Below are 18,857 nucleotides of genomic sequence, written 5' to 3'. Positions count from 1 at the left end.
TGAAATGACGCATATGTCGTTCATGGGCTATCTGAAGCGGTGGACAGCGGAAGGGTGGCTGGGCTATCTCCCTGTCTGACCACTTATGTCACCCATCCCTACTGCACGCGGGGGCAGCCTTAGCGATGTCCTGGGGAGCGTGGTGGTTTTCGCGCGCACCGGCCGGGAATTCATGATCTTCGTCGGGGTCGTGCGCCGGGGGAACCGCGCGCGGGTGGACGGGGGCCGCATGCGGGTAGAAGGACGAGTCCGATGGACGCGGTTCGCGCTGGTCTTCGTGCCGGGGGCGCTGGTGATGGCGCTGCTGGTGGACGGGATCCTGCGCGGCGCGATCGGCGCGGCGTTCATCGTGGCCGACGGCAGGATCAAGGCGTCCGCCGCGGAGGTGCGGCAGGGACCGTTCGCGTCGTACGGCGGCTTCGTGGTGAACCACGCGGGAGAGCACATCCCCGTGCTGGTCAACAAGATCTCGCACATCACGGCCATCGACTTCTGCCAGAGCGTCATCATGCACACCCCCATCGGGCCGGTGACGCTCCGGGCGACCGGCGGGCACGACCGGCCCGTGACGGCCAGGAACCTCACCACCTACGAGGCGATGCTGGCCGGCGACGTCACCTACTTCGACCTGGAGGTGAACCGGGACGCCGCCACCCTGGACGCCGTCCCCGGCTTCACCGGCCCGCCCGGCGACTTCGGCCAGCAGGGCAGCTCCGGCGTCGTCCGGAACTTCCGCGAGGTCAACTGGGCGGTCACCGCCGACATGTTCAGCATCCCTGACGCCAAAGTCACCGTCCGCAGGAACGGGCCGGAATGTTTCTGAGAGGGCTGCGCCGGGCCCGGGCGTCGTCCGCCGTGCGGCACGTGCGGGCGTGGCAGCGGAGCAGGCCGTTCTGGGGCGGGGTGTGCACGGTGGTGGCGGGGGCGGAGCTGCTCAGCATCCCGTTCAGCAGCCGGGCGCTGTTCGTGGCCACCCACTCGCCGGGGGCGGGCATCGCCTACATGCTGTCGATCACGCTGATCCTGCTCGGCGTGGTGATCCTGCTGCAGCCCGCCCAGCGGGTGTTCCTCGGCGTGACGGCCGTCCTGCTGTCGGCCGCCTCGGTGGTGTACGCCAACATCGGCGGCTTCCTGCTCGGCGCGTTCCTCGGCCTGCTCGGCGGCGCCACCACCGCCGCCTGGACACCCTGCCCCGCCCGCCGGGCACCGGCCCCGGAGACAGAGCCGGAGACGGCCCCGGAGACGGAGCCGGTGACGGGCGGGGACGTGGTCAGATCTCGGTGACGGGGAGCACCACCCGGAAGCGGGTGTCGCCGGGCACGGACTCCACCTGGATGTCCCCGTGGTGCTTGTTCACAATGATCCGGTAGGAGATGTCCAGGCCGAGCCCGGTGCCCTCGCCGACCGGCTTGGTGGTGAAGAACGGCTCGAAGATGCGGGGCCGCACCTCCGGCGGGATGCCGTGCCCGGTGTCGCCGATCTCCACGAAGACGCGGTCCGCCTCGTGCCCGGTGCGCACGGTCAGCGTGCCGCCGTCCTCACGCATCGCGCAGAAGGCGTTGTCGATCAGATTGGTCCACACCTGGTTGAGCTCGGCGGCGTACGCCGGGATCGACGGCACCGTGTGGTCGTACTCCTTGACCACCCGCACGCCCTGCGGGACCTTCGCCTGCATCATGGTGAGCGTGGCGTTCAGCAGGTCGTGCACGTCGACCGTCTGGTGCGGCGCGCGGTCGAGCTGTGAGTACTGCTTGGCCGCCGCCACCAGGGAGGACACCCGGGTCACCGCGTCGTCGATCTCGTTCATCAACTGCTCGGTGTCGACCGTGTAGGTGAGCCACCTGACGGCCGACTCCAGGTTCTCGCCGCCGACCGCGCCCGCGATGTGGTCCAGCCACTCGGCGTCCACGCCTCCCGCGACCAGCGTGGAGGCGATCTCCCAGCCGCCGGTGATGTCGTGGTCGTCCAGCCAGTCGCACAAGGCGTCCTCGGCGTCGGCGGTGGCCAGCGGGGACAGCGGCGGGGCGGTCGCCACCCGCTTGACGGCCTCCTCCTGCAGCTCCACCAGGCGCCGCAGCCGCGTGCCGTCCAGCCGGCCGTCGGCGATCATGGCGAGCTTGTGCCGCATGCCGGCGACCCGCTCGCGCAGCACGGCGGTGGCCCGCACGGCCGCCGCGGCCGGGTTGTTCAGCTCGTGGGTGAGCCCGGCCGACAACGAGCCGAGGGCGAGCAGCCGCTCCCGCTCGCCGATGATGGTCTGGGTGGCCCGCATGCCGAAGAACAGGCCCTCCAGCATGTGGGTGGCCATCGGGAACCACTCGCGCAGCGCCCCGCCGAGCACGTCGGCGGGCAGCACGAACATCTCCACGTCGGTGACGGCGTGCGTGCTCGAGGCGTACACCTGGTCGATGCGGCCGGCGAGGTAGGCCTGCACGGCGCCGGTGTAGACGCCGCGCTGCTCGGTGCGGTTGAACTCGACCTCGTCGCCGTGCACGAGCCTGCTCAGCGCCACGGTGCCGTGCAGCAGCACGTAGAAGCAGGTGGCGGGCTCGCCCTCGCGGCAGATGACCGCGCCGCCCGCGTACCGCTCCACCCGGCCCTGCTCCTGGATCCTGGCGAGCTGCTCGTCGTTGAGCGACTCGAACAGGAACAGGGTGCGCAGCTCGTCCGCGGTGAGGCGGTCGCCGGTCGGGCGGGTGCCGTCGCGGTCGTCGACCTCGGTCATTGGGCCTCCAGGTAGCGATGGATCAGTGAGACCGCCATCGCGCCCTCCCCCACCGCCGAGGCGACCCGCTTGACCGAGTAGGCCCGCACGTCGCCCGCGGCGAAGACGCCGGGCATGCTGGACTCCAGGTGGTACGGGTCGCGCGGCAGTGCCCACCCCGGGGGACGCCGGCCGTCCACCACCAGGTCGGAGCCGGTGAGCACGAAGCCGTTCCGGTCGCGCACGACGGCCTTGTCCAGCCAGTCGGTGCGCGGCTCGGCCCCGATGAAGATGAACAACCACGAGGTGTGCACCTCGCGGACCTGGCCCGAGCGGGGGTCGCACAGGCTGAGGGTCTCCAGGTGCTCGCCGCCACCGGCGCCGACGACCTGGGTGTGGGGGTGGACCTCGATGTTGGGGATGGCCGCGATCTGGTCGACCAGGTAGCTCGACATGGACCGGGTCAGGTCGGGGCCGCGGATCAGCATGTGGACCTGGCGGGCGTACCGGGAGAAGTACACCGCGGCCTGGCCCGCCGAGTTGGCGCCCCCGACGATGTAGATCTCCTCGCCCGAGCAGCTCGGCGCCTCGGTGGCCGCCGAGCCGTAGAACACGCCGCGGCCGGTCATCTCGGCGAGGCCGGGGACGTCCAGCAGGCGGTAGGCCACGCCGGTGGCGAGCACGACGGTGTGCGCGGCCACGGAGGTGCCGTCGGAGAAGCGGATCAGGCGGGTGGAGCCGCAGGAGTCCAGCGCGACGACCTCGCGGGTGGTGAGGATCTCCGCGCCGAAGCGCTGCGCCTGGCGGCGGGCCCGGTCGGTGAGCTGTGCGCCGGACACGCCGTCGGGGAAGCCGAGGTAGTTCTCGATGCGGCTGCTCTGGCCGGCCTGGCCGCCGGTGGCGCGCTGCTCCACGAGCACGGTGCGCAGGCCCTCGGAGGCGCCGTACACCGAGGCGCCGAGGCCGGCCGGGCCCGCGCCGACCACCACGAGGTCGTAGAACTCCTCGGCGGGGGTGGTGGTGAGGCCCACGTGGGCGGCGAGGGCGCTCTCGGTGGGCTTGACCAGGGTGACGCCGTCCGGCGTGATGACCAGCGGCACGTCGTCGGGGCCCGCGCCCGCGGCGGCCAGAAGGCGCATGCCCTCGGCGTCGTCACAGGTGAGCCAGCGGTAGGGCACGAGGTTGCGGGCGAGGAAGTCGCGGACGGCGAACGAGGGGGCCGACCAGCGGTGGCCGACGACCTTGGTGTCCGGGATCGACAGGTCGGGCGCGGCGAGCCACGCGTCCAGCAGTTCGTCCACCACCGGGTAGAGCTTCTCCTCCGGCGGGTTCCACGGCTTGAGCAGGTAGTGGTCCAGGTCGACGACGTTGATCGCGTCGATGGCGGCGTCGGTGTCGGCGTACGCGGTCAGCAGTACGCGGCGGGCGCGCGGGAAGATGTCCATGGCGGATTCGAGGAACTGGATGCCGTTCATCTCGGGCATGCGGTAGTCCGCGAGCATCAGGGCCACCTGCTCGCCTCTGAGCTTGATCTCGCGCAGCGCCTCCAGGGCCGAGGGCCCGGAGTCGGCGCGGACCACACGGTACCGGTCACCGTAACGGCGGCGGACGTCTCTTGCCACCGACCGCGAGACGGCCGGGTCGTCGTCTACGGTCAGGATCGCGGGGTTCGCCATGGCTCAAATCTAAGCGCTACCTGGAGCGCGGCGCCCCCCGGGCCCGTCCTCGCGGCCGGGATGATAGCGCTCGTTTCCGGAAATCGCGAGAATTCCGGGAATGACGGGATAGGCGCCGCTGCTCGACGGAAGCCGACTGGGTAGAGTCGCAGGCGATGACGAGTCACACGATCACCGCGCAGTGGGAAGAGATCCCGGACGACGCCGACGACGTCGTGCTGGTCCAAGGCGGGTTCCGCCGCTTCCGGTGCGCGTGCGCGAAGCCCCTGCCCGACCGGGTGGCGGCCGAGTTGCACGCGATGGAGACCGGCCAGTGCTCGGCCTGCCTCGGCTCGGCCGACCAGGAGATCGTGCCGGGCTTCGTGCGGCGCTGCGCGGCGTGCGCGGCGACCGGCAAGCGCGACGTCCAGCTCGTCTGGGAGGTCGCGCACAGCGAGGCCGAGCAGCTCATCACGAGCGCCCTGGTGCGCGACATGGTGGCGCGCTTCGAGGGACCGTTCCGGCTGTCGGAGGTCGCCGACATGATCCGCCTGGAGCTGGACCTGCCGGTCGGGCGGCTGCCGGTGGGGCCGCGGGTGCGCGACCTGCTGCGCGCCATGGAGGCGGGCGGCGAGCTGGTCATGCTCTCCGCGCCCGACGAGCTGCTGCGCGGCACCTCGGTGGTGCTGTACCGCGACCCGCAGTGGCAGCGGGTGACCGACGCCTCGCCCTGAGCGCCGCCGATTGAGTCGTCGCGTGGATTGATGTCGTCCGAAACTTCTGATGGCGCAACTACCGACTTGGCCCGGAAATACCGTGTTTTATGGGCTTCGAGGGCTACGCTGACCTTCTGCACGATCTCATGGCATGACGGCGAGAAGGGTTAGCCTCACCTGTGTCCGAAAGTACGCCGCTCTCCGGCCCGGAACCACCCACCAAGATCGACCCGACGGTGGCGCATTCGGCACGGGTCTGGAACTACTGGCTGGGCGGCAAGGACAACTTCGCCGCCGACCGGCAGATCGGCGACCAGATACTCAAGGTGATGCCCGCCCTGGTCGACTCCGCCCGCGCCGACCGCGCGTTCCTCGGCCGCGCCGTCCACCACCTCGTCGCCGAGGCCGGCGTCCGCCAGTTCCTCGACATCGGCACCGGCCTCCCCACCGCCGCCAACACCCACGAGGTCGCCCAGGCCCTGGCCCCCGACTGCCGCGTGGTCTACGTCGACAACGACCCCATCGTGCTCACCCACGCCCGCGCCCTGCTGGTCGGCACCGAGGAAGGCGCCACCGACTACATCGAGGCCGACATCCGCGAGACGGCCATGGTCCTCGACCGCACCCGCGAGACCCTGGACCTCGGCCGCCCCGTCGCCGTGATGCTCCTCGGCATCCTCAACTTCATCACCGACGACGCCGAGGCCGCCGAGATCGTCCGCCACATCCTGGCCGCCGTCCCCTCCGGCAGCCACCTCGTCGTCGCCCACCCCACCGCCGAGGTCCACACCGACGCCATGCTGGAAGCCGTCCGGCAGTGGAACGCCGCCGGCTCCGCCCCGATGGTCCTGCGCTCCCCCAAGGAGATCGCCCGCTGGTTCGAGGGCCTGGACCTCCTGGACCCCGGCATCGTCTCCTGCTCCCAGTGGCGCGCCGACCCCGACGACTTCGACGCCCAGGAACAGGTCTCCCAGTTCTGCGCCGTCGGCCGCAAACCCTGACCCCCTGATCAGGCCGGGTCCTCCTTCTCCGCGCGCCTCTGCCGGGCAGTGATCCACGCCGCGACCCCCGTCATCACAGCGCTCACCCCTGTCAAGAAACCCGTGAGGGCCGTGATGAACCCGACCCCGCCGTCCCCCTGGTCGCCGGAGCTTGAGTCGACCGCGATGGCGATGGACGACGGGAGCACGACGTGGATCTCCGGGCCCGCCGTGACGGTGACGGTGGCCCTCGGGGCCGGCGGCGTGACCTCCGGGGTGACGGTCATGGTCCGGGTGGCGGTGACCGCGGGGCCGTGGGCGGTGCCTCTGCGCGGGCCGAAGAGGTCGGCGCTGATCGCCGTGAGGGCGGCGCCGACAAGGGTGATGACCAAGGCGAGGACGGCCATGGAGGCTCCGGCCCACCTGGTGGCCTGCGCCTGCCGGTAGTGGCCGCGCACCTTGACGTACCCGGAGGACGTCTTCCGGTAGTGGGCGCGCACCCTGGGGGACGTGGAGCGTGCCGTCCTCGCGCCGCCCGGGCGCTCCTTCCGTCCGCTTCCACCCGTCATGGCCCCGCACCCTAGCGCGCGAATCCCCCGCAGGTACCGCGAAACCCGCGAGGGCCCGCCGTACCGGCGGTGTGACAGGTCGCGGTACGGCGGGCCGGCCCGCTTGCCCGCTCGCGGCGCCCGGAGCCGGCCCAGCCTCGGCCCGTGCGCGGGGAGCGGATCAGCGGGTGCTCGTGGTGACCGCCTCGCGGGCGGCGGTGGGGCCGGGGGCGGTGAGGGCCAGGTGTGCCTGCTCAGCGCAGGACGCCAGGGTGCGGGTGCTGAGAGCCGCGCGGACGGCGGGCACGCTCGGGGCGGACATGGAGAGGCTGGTCATGCCGAGGCCCACGAGGACCGGGGCGAGGAGGGGGTCGGCGGCCGCCTCGCCGCAGACGCCTACCGGTTTGCCCGCGGCGCGGCCCGCCTCGCCGCACAGGTGGACCAGGTGGAGGAGGGCGGGCTGCCAGGGGTCGAGCAGGTCGGCGAGGTCGCCGTGCTGTCGGTCGGTGGCGAAGGTGTACTGGCCGAGGTCGTTGGTGCCGATGCTGAGGAAGTCGACCTCGCGCAGGAGGCGGTCGGCGTGCAGGGCGGCGGCGGGGACCTCGATCATGACGCCGGCCTTGGGGAGGCCGTGGGCGCGGGCCCTGGCGGCGAAGGCGGCGGCTTCGGTGACCGTGCTCACCATGGGGGCCATGACCCAGGTGTCGGCCTCGCAGGCGCGGTGGGCCTCGGCGATGGCGCGGAGCTGGGTGTCGAGGACCTCCGGGTGGCTGCGTGCGGTGCGGAGGCCGCGCAGGCCCAGGGCGGGGTTCTCCTCCTCGGGGAGGCCCAGGAAGGGCAGGGGTTTGTCGGAGCCGGCGTCCAGGGTGCGGACGACGACCCTGCGGCCGGGGAGGGCGCGCAGGACGGCGGTGTAGGCCTCCACCTGCTCCTCGAAGGTGGGGGCGCCGGCGCGGTCCAGGTACAGGAACTCGGTGCGGAACAGGCCGACGCCCTCGGCGCCGGGGCGCAGGTCCTTGGCGGAGCCGATGTTGAGCAGCAGCGGGACGGGGTGGCCGTCGGCGGTGGCGCCGGGGCCGGTGCTCGCGGCGGCGCGCTCGCGGGCCTCGGCCGCCTCGTGCTGGACGCGGGCGGCCTCGTCCTCGGCCACGCCGATCACCAGTTCGCCCGTGTCGCCGTCCACGGCCACCCAGGTGCCGTCCTCGACGGCCGCGGCGCCGTGGCAGGCCACGACGGCGGGCAGGCCGAGGGCGCGCGCGAGGATGGCGGTGTGGCTGGTGGGGCCGCCCCGCAGGGTGACGAGCGCGAGCACGGTCGCGGTGTCCAGCCCGGCGGTGTCGGCGGGGGCGAGGTCGTCGGCGATCAGGACGTACGGGTGGCCGGGGTCGGGCACACCCGGCATGGACAGGCCGAGCACGGCCGCGACGGCGCGGTCGCGGATGTCGTCCAGGTCGCCCGCCCGGTCGGCGAAGTAGCCGCCCGCCTCCAGCAGCGCCTCCCGGTGCCGGGCGCAGCCCGCGTCGATGGCGTGCGCGGCGCCGAGCCCGGCGGCCACACCTTCCTCGACCGACTCCAGCAGCATGGGGTCGGCCGCGATCATGCTCTGCGCCTCCAGGATGGCACGGGCCTCCGGGTCGGCCGCCTTGGCGGCGTGCCGCTCCAGGTGCTCGGCCACCGACCGCAGCGCCTCCCCGGCCGCCGCGATCTCGGCCGCCGCGTCCGCCACCGGCGCCGGGGGCGGCAGCGCCGGCGGGCGCGCCATCCGGTACGCCCGTCCCGCCGCCCGCCCGGGGCTCACCCCGAGTCCCCGTGCCGTGCCGCTCATCGCCCGCCTCCCCGTCCGCGGCGGTCACGCATCGGCGGGCTCCTCGGCGTCCAGGTCGCGGGCCAGCAGGGCGGCGAGGGCCGTCAGGGCCTCCTCGGCGCCGGGGCCCTCGGCCTCCAGGGTGACCTCGGTGCCGTGGGTGGCGCCGAGGGCGAGGACGGCGAGCATGCTCTTGGCGGGGGCGGGCTTGCGGCCGGGGACGCTGATCGTCACCGGGACGGGCTGGCGGGCCGCGGCCTGCACGAACAGCTTGGCGGGGCGGGCGTGCAGGCCGCTGCTCGACCCGATGACGACGGTCTTCTGTGGCATGGGACTTCCTTCGCAGCAGGCGGGGTCAGGGCTCCACGGTGACCTTGATGGCGACACCGCGGGCCACGGTGTCGATGCCGTCCAGCACCTCGGTGAGCGGGATGCGGTGGGTGACGAGGTCGGCGACGGGCACCGCGCCACTCGCGATCAGAGCCAGGGCCTGGGCGTTGTGGTGAGGGCTCGAGCCGTTGGCGCCGACGACGGTCAGCTCGCGGTAGTGCACGAGGTTGGAGTCGAGCCGGATGATCGGGTCGTCCTTGGGCAGGCCGCCGAAGAAGCTGATGCGCCCCTGGCGGGCGGCCATCTGCAGCGCCTGCTCCTGCGCCGCGCCGGACGCCGCGGCCGTGATCACGACGTCGGCGCCGCGGCCCCCGGTGAGCTTCAGCACCTCGTCCACCATGTCCACGCCGGCACCGCCGATCGTCTCGTCCGGCCGCACCCGCTCGGCGGCCATGGCGAGCCGCTCGGGGTTGAGGTCGGCCAGCACGACCCGCCCGGCGCCGCGCGAGCGGGCCAGCCGCACGTGCAGGCATCCGATCGGCCCCGCGCCGAGGACGACGACGTCGTCGCCTTCTCCGACCCGGGCGAGCTCCTGGCCGTTCAGCACGCACGCGAGCGGCTCGGCCACCGACGCCTCGTCGAACCCGACGCCGTCGGGGATGCGGTTGAGGCCGTCCACCGCGAGCACCTTGGCCGGGACGACCATGTACTCGGCGAACCCGCCGTCGTAGTGGTACCCCATCGACTCCTGGTCGGGGCACACGGTGAGCCGCCCGCGCCGGCACTCCTCGCACCGGCCGCACGGGATGGCGGCGATCACCTGCACGCGGTCGCCCGGCGCCCAGCCCGTCACCTCCGCGCCGGTCTCCACGACCTCGCCGGCGATCTCGTGCCCCATGACGCGGGGCGGCCGGATGTGGTGGTGACCGTGCTTGAAGATCTTGACGTCGGTGCCGCAGGTGGAGCAGTTGCGGACCCGGATCTTGACGTCACCGGGCCCGGGCGCGGGCTCGGGGGCGTCCTCCACGCGGATGTCACCGGGGGCGTGGAACCGTGCGACCTTCACTCGAAGGTTTCCTCTCTGACGGGCTGCATGAGCCGGATGACGTGTTCGGGATCGGGCGCCTCGCGCAGCGCCTCGGCCCGGCCGGGGTCCATGAGGATGTCGGCGAGCTCGGACAGCAGTTCCACGTGGCCGTTCCCCTTGGCGGCGATGCCGATGCACAGCACCACCCGCTCGCCGTCCCAGTCGACGCCGCGCGGGAAGCGCACCACGCTGATCGCGTCGTGGTGGACGGCCTCCTTGCCGGCCAGGGTGCCGTGCGGGATCGCCACCCCCTCGCCGACGTACGTGGAGATGCTGCGCTCCCGTTCGAGCATGGCGTCGATGTAGGACGGGTCGATGGCGCCCGCCGCCAGCAGGGCCTGCCCGGCCTGCCGGATCGCGTCGTCGCGCGATCCGGCGTCGGCGTCGAGGCGGATGGCCCGCGGGTCGAGCGGCAGCGGTGCCGTCTCAGGCATCGACGGTGCCGCCGCTCTTGATGGTGGCGACCAGCTTGGTGACGGCCGGGTCGCCGATGAAGAGCTGGAACGGGATCAGCACGGTGCCGGGGGCGACGCTCTTGGCGGCCCGCTCGGCGAGCCCGGTGTGGCAGACGACGACGTCGGCGTCGGCCGGGATCGAGTTGACCGGCGTGTGCCTGACCTCGATCGACCGGCCCTTCAGTGCCTTGCGCAGCGTGCCGGCCAGCATGACGCTGCTGCCCATCCCCGCGTCGCACGCGACCACGATCGTCTTGATGTCCTTGCTGTCGATGCTGGGCATGGCGTGTCACACCTCTCTGTCGGCGGGCTGGGTCCTGTCAGCGGTGGCGGGGCTGACGACGTCCTGCGTCCGCGCGGACGCGTCGCCGCCCTCCACCGCCTCGGGGGCCTGGTCGCCGTTGGCGCGGCCGAAGCCGAGCAGGGCCGAGGCGACCACGAAGCTCACGGCGGCGGCGATGACGACTCCGGCGAGTACGCCGAACCAGCCGCCCTTGGGGGTGACCGCGAGGTAGGCGAAGATGCTGCCCGGCGCGGGCGTCGCGACCAGACCGGCGCCGGTCACCATGAAGACCAGCACGCCGGAGGCGCCGCCGGCGATCACGGCGAGGATGAGCCGCGGCTTCATCAGCACGTACGGGAAGTAGATCTCGTGGATGCCGCCGAGGAACTGGATGACGATCGCGGCGGGAGTGCTCGGGCGCAGCAGCCTCGGGCCGAAGAACATGTAGGCGAGCAGCAGGCCGAGACCCGGGCCGGGGTTGGACTCCAGCATGAACAGGATCGACTTGCCCTCGCGCACCGCCTCGGCGACGCCGAGCGGGCCGAGCACACCGTGGTTGATGGCGTTGTTGAGGAACAGCACCTTGGCGGGCTCGATGAGCACCGAGGCGAGCGGCAGCAGGCTGTGGCCGATCAGCCACGACACGGCGTCGCCCGCCACGTCGGTGACGGCGCTCACCACCGGGCCGATCGCCACCAGGCCCACCAGCGCCATCGCGCCGCCGACGATGCCGGCGGTGAAGTTGTCCACCAGCATCTCGAAGCCGGCCTTGGTGCGCTCGCTGGTGAAGCCGTCCACCAGCTTCAGCAGGAACGCGGCGAGCGGGCCGATGATCTCGTGGATGGCGCCGAGGAACATGGGGACCTCGGTGCCGACGATGACGCCCATGGTGGCGACCGCGCCGACCACGGCGCCGCGCTGGCCGTGCACCATGCGGCCGCCGGTGTAGCCGATGAGGATCGGCAGCAGCATGGAGATGATCGGGCCCACGAGCTTGGCGAACGTCTCGTTGGGCAGCCACCCCGTGGGGATGAACAAGGCGGTGATCAGGCCCCAGGCGATGAACGCGCCGATGTTGGGCATGATCATGCCGGCCAGGTGACCGCCGAACCGCTGGATCGAGGCCTTGATCCCGGTGCCGGTCACCGCTGGGGTGTAGGTGTCGGCCATATCTCTTGATGCTCCTTCCGGGGCGACCGGCGCGGGGCCGGCGTAAAGGGGGTGGAACGCGCCGCTGTCAGCCCCCGGACGTCAACGGCTGGGCGAGGTCGGGTTCGAGGATCCGCACGCCGTCGCGGCGGATGTCGGCGGGGCCGGGCATCCGGCTGCCGGGCAGGGACACCGCGGCGGACGCCCAGGCCAGCGCCTCCGCCAGGGCCGCCTCCCCGTGGGCGCCCGCGGCGAGGAAGCCGGCGAGCATGGCGTCGCCGGCGCCGACCGTGCTGCGCGGCTCGGGCACCGGGCACCGGCCGTACCAGGCGCGGCCGTCCTCCACGAGGATCGCGCCGTCGGGGCCGAGGCTCGCGAGCACGGCGCCAGCGCCGAGGGCGCGTAGCTTGCCGGCCGCGTCCAGGGCCTCGCCGAGGGTGCGCGGGGACGACCCGGTGGCCTCGGCGAGCTCCTCGCGGTTGGGCTTGACCATGGCGGGCGCGGAGGCGAGCGCGGCGAGCAGGGCCGGGCCACTGGTGTCGATCGCGACGTTGAGGCCGGCCGCGGCGAACCTGCGGGTCAGCCGGGCGTACATGTCGACGGGCACGCCGGGTGGCAGGCTGCCGGAGGCGACCACCCAGTCGGCCGAGTGCGCGGCGGCCAGCACGGCCTCGGCGACCGCGTCCACCTCGGCGGCGGACAGGGCGGTGCCCGGCTCGTTGACCTTGGTGATGGTGCCGTCCGGCTCGGCCAGCGCGATGTTGGAGCGGGTGAGGCCGTCCACCGGGACGGCGATCATGTCGATGCCCTCGGCGGAGAGCAGTCCGAGCAGCCGCCGCCCCTCCTCGCCGCCGTACGGGACGACGGCGCGCGAGACGACGTCGTTGGCCAGCAGGGCGCGGCACACGTTGACACCCTTGCCGCCCGGGTCGAGACGCGCCGTCCCCGCGCGGATCACGCTGCCGCGCGCCAGGGAGGTGATCTCGATGGTGCGGTCCAGGCTGGGGTTGAGGGTCAGGGTGAGGATCACGCCCGCACCACCTCGGGCCCCGCGGCGGCCAGCTCGGCGGCGACCGCCGGGTCGACCCCGGAATCGGTGATCACGACGTCGATCTCGGAGAGGGAGGCGAAGCGGGCCAGGTAGGTGTCACCGAACTTGGTGTGGTCGGCCAGCAGGACGCTGCGGTTGGCGGCGTCGATCATGGCCCGCTTGATGGCGGCCTCCGCCGGGTCCGGCGTGGTGAGCCCGTGGGCGACCGAGCACCCGTTGGCGGCCATGAACGCGACGTCCACGTTGAGCCGCGCCAGCGGCCGCAGCCCCCAGTCGTCCACGGTGGCGAGGGTGCGCCCGCGCACCCGGCCGCCCAGCATGATCACACTGAGGTTGGCCCGCGTGGCGAGAACCGTGGCCAGCGGCGGTGAGTTCACGATGACCGTCAGCTCCCGGTCAGCCGGAAGTATCTGCACCAGCCGCCCGGTCGTGGACCCCGCGTCGATGATGATCGACCCGTCCTCCGGAAGCTCCCCCACCGCCGCCTTGGCGATCCGCTCCTTCTCCGCCGTCATCACCTCGTCCCGCGCCGCCAACGCCGGCTCGAACCCCAGCCGCTCCACGGGGATGGCCCCCCCGTGCACCCGCCGCAACACACCCGCACGCTCAAGAACCGTCAGATCACGGCGAACCGTCTCAGTCGTCACCGAGAACTCCCCGGCCAGCGTCACCACATCGACCCGCCCGATAGCCCGCGCCCGCCGCAAGATCTCCTGCTGCCGCTCCTCGGCGTACATCGTGTTGATTCACCACCGTTTCAAGTTGGTTTCGCCTTTGTTTATACCCGTCCTAGTGGCTCCGTCAATACACAAACCCACACGATCAAGCCCCATTCCCACACAAACCCGCACGCAAGATCACCCCAAGCCCGACCACGGGCAGCCTGCGGGACGCTGGGGCCACACGAGCGGCTCCATCTCGCCGTCCCCGAGAGGGCTTCATCAGCGCCGGGACGGCGGGAGTGCTACGGCGAACCCGGCGCCGACGTGCGGCGATCCGCCGGTGACCCAGGGGTCAGAGAGCGAGGAGGCGGCGGTGGGCCGCGGTGATCTCGGGTTCGGTGAGGTGGGTGGCGCGCAGGGCCAGGGCGGCGGCGCCGGCGGCGGCGTCCCTGGAGGGGAGGAGGCGGTGGGCGGGGAGGGCGGCGCGGACGTGGGCGGCGACCAGGGTGGGGTTGGTCAGGAGGGAACCGGCGAGGACGACCGGGAGGGAGGGGTCGGGGAGCACGGCCTCCAGGGTGCGGACCAGGCGGTGCGCCGCGTCCTCAAGGATGGTGAGGGCCACGTGGTCACCCTCGCGGGCGGCGGCTTCGACGACAGGGCTGAGGAGGCCGAGGCGGGCGGGCTCCCTGTCGTAGACGGCGGCGATGATGGCCTGCGCAAGGGCCTCCCCTTCGGGTCCGGGCCCGCCGCGCACGCCTTCCGCGCCGCCGCCCGCGTCGGCCGCGGAAGAGAGCGGCGCACGGATGTCCGGAGAGGACGACGGCGCGGGAACGTCCGGACGGGACAGCGATGCGGGGACGCCCGAAGAGGACGAGGACGCAGGGACGTCCGGAGAGGACGAGAGCGCGGGAACGTCCGAAGAGGACGGCGGTGCGGGGACGTCCGGAGGGGACGGCGGTGCGGGGACGTCCGGAGGGGACGGCGGTGCGGGGACGTCCGGAGGGGACAGCAGTGTGGGGAGGATGCGGGGGGTGAGGGCGGTGGGGGGGCCGCGGCCGTCGAGGGCGGAGAGGGCGGCGTGGGTGGCTTGGCGGCCGATCCAGATGCCGGAGCCTTCGTCGCCCAGGAGCCAGCCGTAGCCGTCGGCGCGGTGGGCGATCTCGTGGGACTCGATGCGGGCGGCCACGGCTCCGGTGCCGGCCACCAGGACGGTGCCGGACGGCTCGGGGGTGGCGCCGGTGAAGGCCACCAGGATGTCGGGGACCACGGCGGGGGCGCCGGGCAGGCCGGCGGTGTGCCATGCCTGGGTGGCGAGGTCGCGGGCCAGGCGGCGGCCGGCTTCGCTGGCGCCGGCCAGGCCGAAGACGCCGATGACGCCGGGACCGGCCACGCCGGGGCCGGCGGAGGCGAGGGCGCCGGTGAGGGCGCGGAGGAGATTGGCCCCGGGGTCGCGGGCGGAGCGGGGGTTGGCCCCGGCGGCGTGGCCACGGCCGACGATCTCACCGGCCGGTGTGGCGACCACGCAGCGGGTGCTGGTGCCGCCGCCGTCCAGTCCGATCACCAGCCGTACCGGCGATCCCATACTCCTCCTCGGGCGGATATCTTCGCAGAAGTATAGTCCGCTGGAGATTTTCCCCACGGGTCGACGTCCAGGTCACGACACCGGCCGGTGCGCGTGGCCCGGGTATGGGAGGCTGCCTTCCGGATCACCGCACGAGAGCGACGGGAGCGCCATGGAGGGCGAGGACGTGACGGGCACCGTGCCCGAGGCCGGCGGGTACCGCGCCGCCCGGTGGGTCACCGATGTGTTCGCCCCCCAGGTGCTGGTGATCGGCATGCCGCCGGTCGTCGGGCTGCTGTCGGACGGCTGGCCGGGGGCCGCGTGGGGGCTGATCGCCTCGGCGCTGTGCGGCGGCGTGCCCGCCCTGGTGATCGCCGCCGGGGTGCGTTCCGGCCGCCTGGACTCCCATCACATCGTGGACCGTTCCCTGCGCACCCGGCCCCTGCTGGTCGCCGTGGCGGCGGTGATCGCGGCCTTGGCGCTGCTCGCCGCCCTCGGCGCCCCCGCCCTGCTGATGGCCACGGTGGGGGCCATGCTCGCCGGCCTCGCCGTGACCGTCCCCGTGACGCTGTGGTGGAAGATCTCCTTCCACGCCGCCGTCACCGCGGGCACGGTCGTCGTCTTCTCCCACGTCCTCCCCCCTGCTCCCACCCTCGCCGTGGGCGCGGTGATCACCGCCGTTGTCTGCTGGTCGAGGACCCGCGTCACCCACCACACCTGGCCTCAGGTCATGGCGGGCGTGGTCGCCGGCGCCGCCCCGGCGTGGCTCGTCCTCTCCCTCTCCGGCGCCTGACCACATCCCGACGGCACCAGGGCGGCGCCGGCGGGACGACGGTCAGCGCCAGCCGGGCAGGAGGTCCGGCAGGCGCGCGAGGCGGGGGGCGGCGGCCGGCGTCGTGTAGTGGTCGCGGACCAGGCGGGTGATGGCGCCGAGGCGGTCGGCGCGGAGGTCGGCGGCGCTGAAGAAGATGTCGCCCGTGACGCGGGGGTAGTCGCGGTTCAGGGTCAGGTGGCGGGTCAGCTCGTCGGGGTTCTGCCACACCGCGGATTCGCCGGGGGCACCGGAGCGGTAGGCGGGCTGGCCGATCCACAGGGCGGTGCCGGTGCCCTCCACGACCTCGGACCACCAGGGGACGAGTGCGGCGTAGTCGGCGGCGGGGAGGCCGATGTTCCAGTAGAGCTGGGGGGCGACGTAGTCGAGCCACCCGTTGCGTATCCAGGTGCGGGTGTCGGCGTACTGGTCGTCGTAGGACTGGGAGCCTGTGGTGTCGGAGCCCAGGGGGTCGGTGGTGGCGTTGCGCCAGATGCCGAAGGGGCTGATGCCCCATTGCACGTGGGGTTTGGCACGGCGGACGCGGACGGAGAGTTCCTCGACGAGGCGGTCCACGTTGTGGCGGCGCCAGGCGGCGCGGTCGGGGAAGTCCTCGCCGTGTTCGGCGTAGGCGCGGGTGTCGTCGAACTCCTGGCCCTCCAGCGGGTAGGGGTAGAAGTAGTCGTCGAAGTGCAGGCCGTCCACGTCGTAGCGGGTGACGGCGTCCATGATGGCGTCCTGCACGAACGCCCGCACCTCCGGCAGGCCGGGGTTGTAGTACAGGCCGTCGCCGTACGCGACCCCCCAGGACGGTTGGCGCAGCAGCGGGTGGCCGGGCGCGAGCCGGGCGTCCCGGCGCATGGCGACCCGGTAGGGGTTGAACCACGCGTGGAAGGCGAGGCCGCGTGCGTGGGCGGCGTCCACCATGAAGGCCAGCGGGTCGTAGCCGGGGTCGCGGCCCTGCACGCCGGTGAGGTACTCCGACCACGGCTCGTAGGGCGAGGGCCAGAAGGCGTCCGCTGTGGGCCTGACCTGCACGAACACCGAGTTGAGCTTGAGCGACACGGCGAGGTCCATCCAGGAGGCGAACTCCTCGCGCTGGACGGCGGGGGGCAGCCCGGGGCGGGACGGCCAGTTGGAGTTGAGCACCGACGAGAGCCACATGCCGCGCATCCGCCGCTCCTCGTCACCGGCCGGCTCGGCGGCGGGCCCCGGTGTGGCCGCCCGGGACGCCCAGGACGCCAGGGGCATCAGCGACGCGGCGAGGAGGCCGCCGAGCACGGCCCGCCGGCCCGTCGGGCGTTCCAGCCACCCGAGGGGGGACTCACCTCCCGACATGACGGAAACCTTCCATACTTTCGCGCACCCTGAAGGAAATCGTCATCAGGCCGTGACCTTTCCGGGGGGCGAAAGAAGGAAATCTCCATAGAAGATACGCAAGATGGCACAGGACTTCATGTCCCACGACCGACCACAGGCCCCAGCGGCACCACCGCCCCCGGCCACCGCATCAGCCAGGTAAAACCATCACCAACGAAGGCACACGAATGCCCCACAGCCCCGATCTCGACCGACTCGCCGCCACGGTGCTCCAACCGGGCTTCGACGGCACCACGGCGCCTGCCTGGCTGCTGCGCCACCTCGCGGACGGCCTCGGCGGCGTCGTGCTCTTCGCCCGCAACATCCCCCCGTCCGGCCCGTCGGCGCTGATCGCCGAGCTGCGCCGCGAGAACCCCGACGTGATCGTCGCGGTGGACGAGGAGGGCGGCTCCGTCACCCGCCTGCAGGCCGCCACCGGCAGTTCGTGGCCCGGCAACGCCGCCCTCGGCGCGGTGGACGACGAGGACGTCACCGAGCGCACCGGCACCGAGATCGGCCGCATGCTCGCCGCCGCCGGCGTCACGCTCGACTACGCGCCGGACGCCGACGTCAACGCCGACCCGGCCAACCCGGTGATCGGCATCCGCTCCTTCGGCGCCTCCGCGGACCTCGTCGCCCGCCACACCGCCGCCTGGGTGCGGGGCCTGCAGGGCACGGGCGTCGCCGCCTGCGCCAAGCACTTCCCCGGCCACGGCGACACGATCACCGACTCCCACCTGGCCCTGCCCACCGTGCACGCCTCCCGCGAGCTGCTGGAACGCCGCGACCTGCCGCCGTTCCGCGCCGCCGTCGCCGCCGGGGCGCGGGCCGTCATGTGCGGCCACCTGCTGGTCCCGGCCCTGGACCCCGAGCTGCCCGCCTCGCTCAGCCGCCGCGTGCTGACCGGCCTGCTGCGCGAGGAGCTCGGGTTCACCGGCCTCGTGGTGACGGACGCCATCGAGATGCGGGCCGTCGCGGCCGTGCACCCCCCGGAGCGGATCGCGGTGCTCGCCCTCGCCGCCGGGGCCGACGCGATCTGCGCCGGCATCACCTCCCCCGGCGGCGAGAGCGTCACCGCCCTGCGGGACGGCATCGTGCGCGCCGTCCACGAGGGCGGGCTCCCCGAGCAACGCCTGGCCGAGGCGGCGTCCCGGGTGCGCGCCCTCGCCCGGTGGCACACCGAGGCGACGCGGGCGGCGAGTCTTGACGGCGCGAGCGGCCTGGACCCCGTGCACGGCGTCTCACGTCTCGGCCTGGACACCGCCCGCCGCGCCCTGCGGATCACCCCCGCCCGCCCGGCGCGCCCCGTGCTCACCGCTCCCCCGCTGGTGGTGCAGATGACCGCCCGGCCCCACCAGGCGATCGGCGACGCGGTGCCGTACGGCCCGGGCGAGGCGCTCACGGCACGCCTGCCCGGCACCCGCACCGTGGTGCTCGGCCCCGGCCACGACCTGCCCGACCTGCCGCAGGACAGCCCCGTGGTGGTCGTCACGCACGACGCGCACCGGCACGCGTGGATGCGGGACGTGCTGGGCGAGACGCTGCACCGCCGTCCCGGCGCCGTCGTGATCGAGACGGGCCTGCCCGGCCCGGCGTCGGGCGCCGTCCACCTCGCCACTCACGGCGACTCCCGGGTGTCGGCGCTGGCCGCCGCCGAGTGGCTCACGACCTCCTGAACCGCGCGCTGCGATGGGTCCGGAAG

At 73.3% G+C, this 18,857-nt stretch carries 19 protein-coding genes; 6 read left to right on the top strand and 13 right to left on the bottom strand.

Annotation, left to right across the window (positions count from 1 at the left end):
- The first annotated feature begins 139 nt into the window (after positions 1 to 139).
- The gene (locus ABGB17_RS08620) at positions 140 to 823 is read left to right on the top strand and encodes a DUF6230 family protein (protein ID WP_347627287.1); all 684 of its coding nucleotides are present in this window, start codon (positions 140 to 142) and stop codon (positions 821 to 823) included.
- Positions 814 to 1,284, top strand: coding sequence for a DUF6114 domain-containing protein (locus ABGB17_RS08615; RefSeq protein ID WP_347627286.1), 471 nt, complete (start codon positions 814 to 816; stop codon positions 1,282 to 1,284). Before ABGB17_RS08620 ends, ABGB17_RS08615 begins: the two co-directional genes overlap by 10 nt.
- Here ABGB17_RS08615 and ABGB17_RS08610 read toward each other — a convergent pair.
- Together ABGB17_RS08610 and ABGB17_RS08605 are read right to left on the bottom strand one after the other, a co-directional pair.
- On the bottom strand, positions 1,271 to 2,725 hold the full coding sequence (locus ABGB17_RS08610) for an ATP-binding protein (protein ID WP_347627285.1): 1,455 nt from the start codon (positions 2,723 to 2,725) through the stop codon (positions 1,271 to 1,273). The genes ABGB17_RS08615 and ABGB17_RS08610 overlap by 14 nt on opposite strands.
- Positions 2,722 to 4,380: an FAD-dependent oxidoreductase gene (locus ABGB17_RS08605; protein ID WP_347627284.1), complete on the bottom strand. Its 1,659-nt coding sequence runs from the start codon at positions 4,378 to 4,380 to the stop codon at positions 2,722 to 2,724. Before ABGB17_RS08605 ends, ABGB17_RS08610 begins: the two co-directional genes overlap by 4 nt.
- A gap of 155 nt (positions 4,381 to 4,535) precedes the next feature.
- Here ABGB17_RS08605 and ABGB17_RS08600 point away from each other — a divergent pair, with 155 nt between their 5' ends.
- Both ABGB17_RS08600 and ABGB17_RS08595 read left to right on the top strand, forming a co-directional pair.
- A complete protein-coding gene (locus ABGB17_RS08600; RefSeq protein ID WP_347627283.1) occupies positions 4,536 to 5,093 on the top strand; it encodes a hypothetical protein in 558 nt (185 codons plus the stop codon).
- A gap of 161 nt (positions 5,094 to 5,254) precedes the next feature.
- On the top strand, positions 5,255 to 6,076 hold the full coding sequence (locus ABGB17_RS08595; protein ID WP_347627282.1) for an SAM-dependent methyltransferase: 822 nt from the start codon (positions 5,255 to 5,257) through the stop codon (positions 6,074 to 6,076).
- 8 nt (positions 6,077 to 6,084) lie between these two features.
- Here ABGB17_RS08595 and ABGB17_RS08590 read toward each other — a convergent pair whose 3' ends face one another.
- The 10 genes from ABGB17_RS08590 to ABGB17_RS08545 form a co-directional block, all read right to left on the bottom strand.
- Positions 6,085 to 6,624: a hypothetical protein gene (locus ABGB17_RS08590; RefSeq protein WP_347627281.1), complete on the bottom strand. Its 540-nt coding sequence runs from the start codon at positions 6,622 to 6,624 to the stop codon at positions 6,085 to 6,087.
- Between the two features lie 160 nt (positions 6,625 to 6,784).
- Positions 6,785 to 8,428, bottom strand: a complete 1,644-nt coding sequence (gene ptsP / locus ABGB17_RS08585) for a phosphoenolpyruvate--protein phosphotransferase (RefSeq protein ID WP_347627280.1) — start codon at positions 8,426 to 8,428, stop codon at positions 6,785 to 6,787.
- Positions 8,429 to 8,452: 24 nt separating this feature from the next.
- A complete protein-coding gene (locus tag ABGB17_RS08580) occupies positions 8,453 to 8,737 on the bottom strand; it encodes an HPr family phosphocarrier protein (protein ID WP_347627279.1) in 285 nt (94 codons plus the stop codon).
- A 25-nt stretch (positions 8,738 to 8,762) separates the two neighbouring features.
- Positions 8,763 to 9,803: a zinc-dependent dehydrogenase gene (locus tag ABGB17_RS08575; RefSeq protein ID WP_347627278.1), complete on the bottom strand. Its 1,041-nt coding sequence runs from the start codon at positions 9,801 to 9,803 to the stop codon at positions 8,763 to 8,765.
- A complete protein-coding gene (locus ABGB17_RS08570; RefSeq protein WP_347627277.1) occupies positions 9,800 to 10,258 on the bottom strand; it encodes a PTS sugar transporter subunit IIA in 459 nt (152 codons plus the stop codon). Before ABGB17_RS08570 ends, ABGB17_RS08575 begins: the two co-directional genes overlap by 4 nt.
- Complete coding sequence (locus tag ABGB17_RS08565) at positions 10,251 to 10,562, bottom strand: PTS lactose transporter subunit IIB (RefSeq protein ID WP_347627276.1); 312 nt, start codon at positions 10,560 to 10,562, stop codon at positions 10,251 to 10,253. Before ABGB17_RS08565 ends, ABGB17_RS08570 begins: the two co-directional genes overlap by 8 nt.
- A 6-nt stretch (positions 10,563 to 10,568) precedes the next feature.
- A complete protein-coding gene (locus ABGB17_RS08560; RefSeq protein WP_347627275.1) occupies positions 10,569 to 11,732 on the bottom strand; it encodes a PTS mannitol transporter subunit IICB in 1,164 nt (387 codons plus the stop codon).
- A 67-nt stretch (positions 11,733 to 11,799) separates the two neighbouring features.
- Positions 11,800 to 12,741: a 1-phosphofructokinase gene (gene pfkB / locus ABGB17_RS08555; RefSeq protein ID WP_347627274.1), complete on the bottom strand. Its 942-nt coding sequence runs from the start codon at positions 12,739 to 12,741 to the stop codon at positions 11,800 to 11,802.
- Positions 12,738 to 13,499: a DeoR/GlpR family DNA-binding transcription regulator gene (locus tag ABGB17_RS08550; protein ID WP_347627273.1), complete on the bottom strand. Its 762-nt coding sequence runs from the start codon at positions 13,497 to 13,499 to the stop codon at positions 12,738 to 12,740. Before ABGB17_RS08550 ends, pfkB begins: the two co-directional genes overlap by 4 nt.
- A gap of 277 nt (positions 13,500 to 13,776) precedes the next feature.
- Positions 13,777 to 15,006, bottom strand: coding sequence for a BadF/BadG/BcrA/BcrD ATPase family protein (locus ABGB17_RS08545; RefSeq protein ID WP_347627272.1), 1,230 nt, complete (start codon positions 15,004 to 15,006; stop codon positions 13,777 to 13,779).
- A gap of 151 nt (positions 15,007 to 15,157) precedes the next feature.
- On the opposite strand from ABGB17_RS08545, the gene ABGB17_RS08540 reads away from it, so the two are divergent.
- Entirely contained in the window at positions 15,158 to 15,778 is a 621-nt protein-coding gene (locus ABGB17_RS08540) for a hypothetical protein (protein ID WP_347627271.1), read from the top strand.
- A 42-nt stretch (positions 15,779 to 15,820) separates the two neighbouring features.
- On the opposite strand, the gene ABGB17_RS08535 is transcribed toward ABGB17_RS08540, so the two are convergent.
- Entirely contained in the window at positions 15,821 to 17,134 is a 1,314-nt protein-coding gene (locus ABGB17_RS08535; protein ID WP_347627270.1) for a family 10 glycosylhydrolase, read from the bottom strand.
- Between the two features lie 209 nt (positions 17,135 to 17,343).
- On the opposite strand from ABGB17_RS08535, the gene ABGB17_RS08530 reads away from it, so the two are divergent.
- Positions 17,344 to 18,831 (top strand): glycoside hydrolase family 3 N-terminal domain-containing protein, encoded by a 1,488-nt coding sequence (locus tag ABGB17_RS08530; protein ID WP_347627269.1) that lies wholly within the window; start codon positions 17,344 to 17,346, stop codon positions 18,829 to 18,831.
- The last annotated feature ends 26 nt before the right edge of the window (positions 18,832 to 18,857 follow it).

It is taken from the genome of Sphaerisporangium sp. B11E5, assembly GCF_039871875.1.
Classification (GTDB): domain Bacteria; phylum Actinomycetota; class Actinomycetes; order Streptosporangiales; family Streptosporangiaceae; genus Sphaerisporangium.
This window is presented reverse-complemented; position numbering and strand designations above follow the sequence as displayed.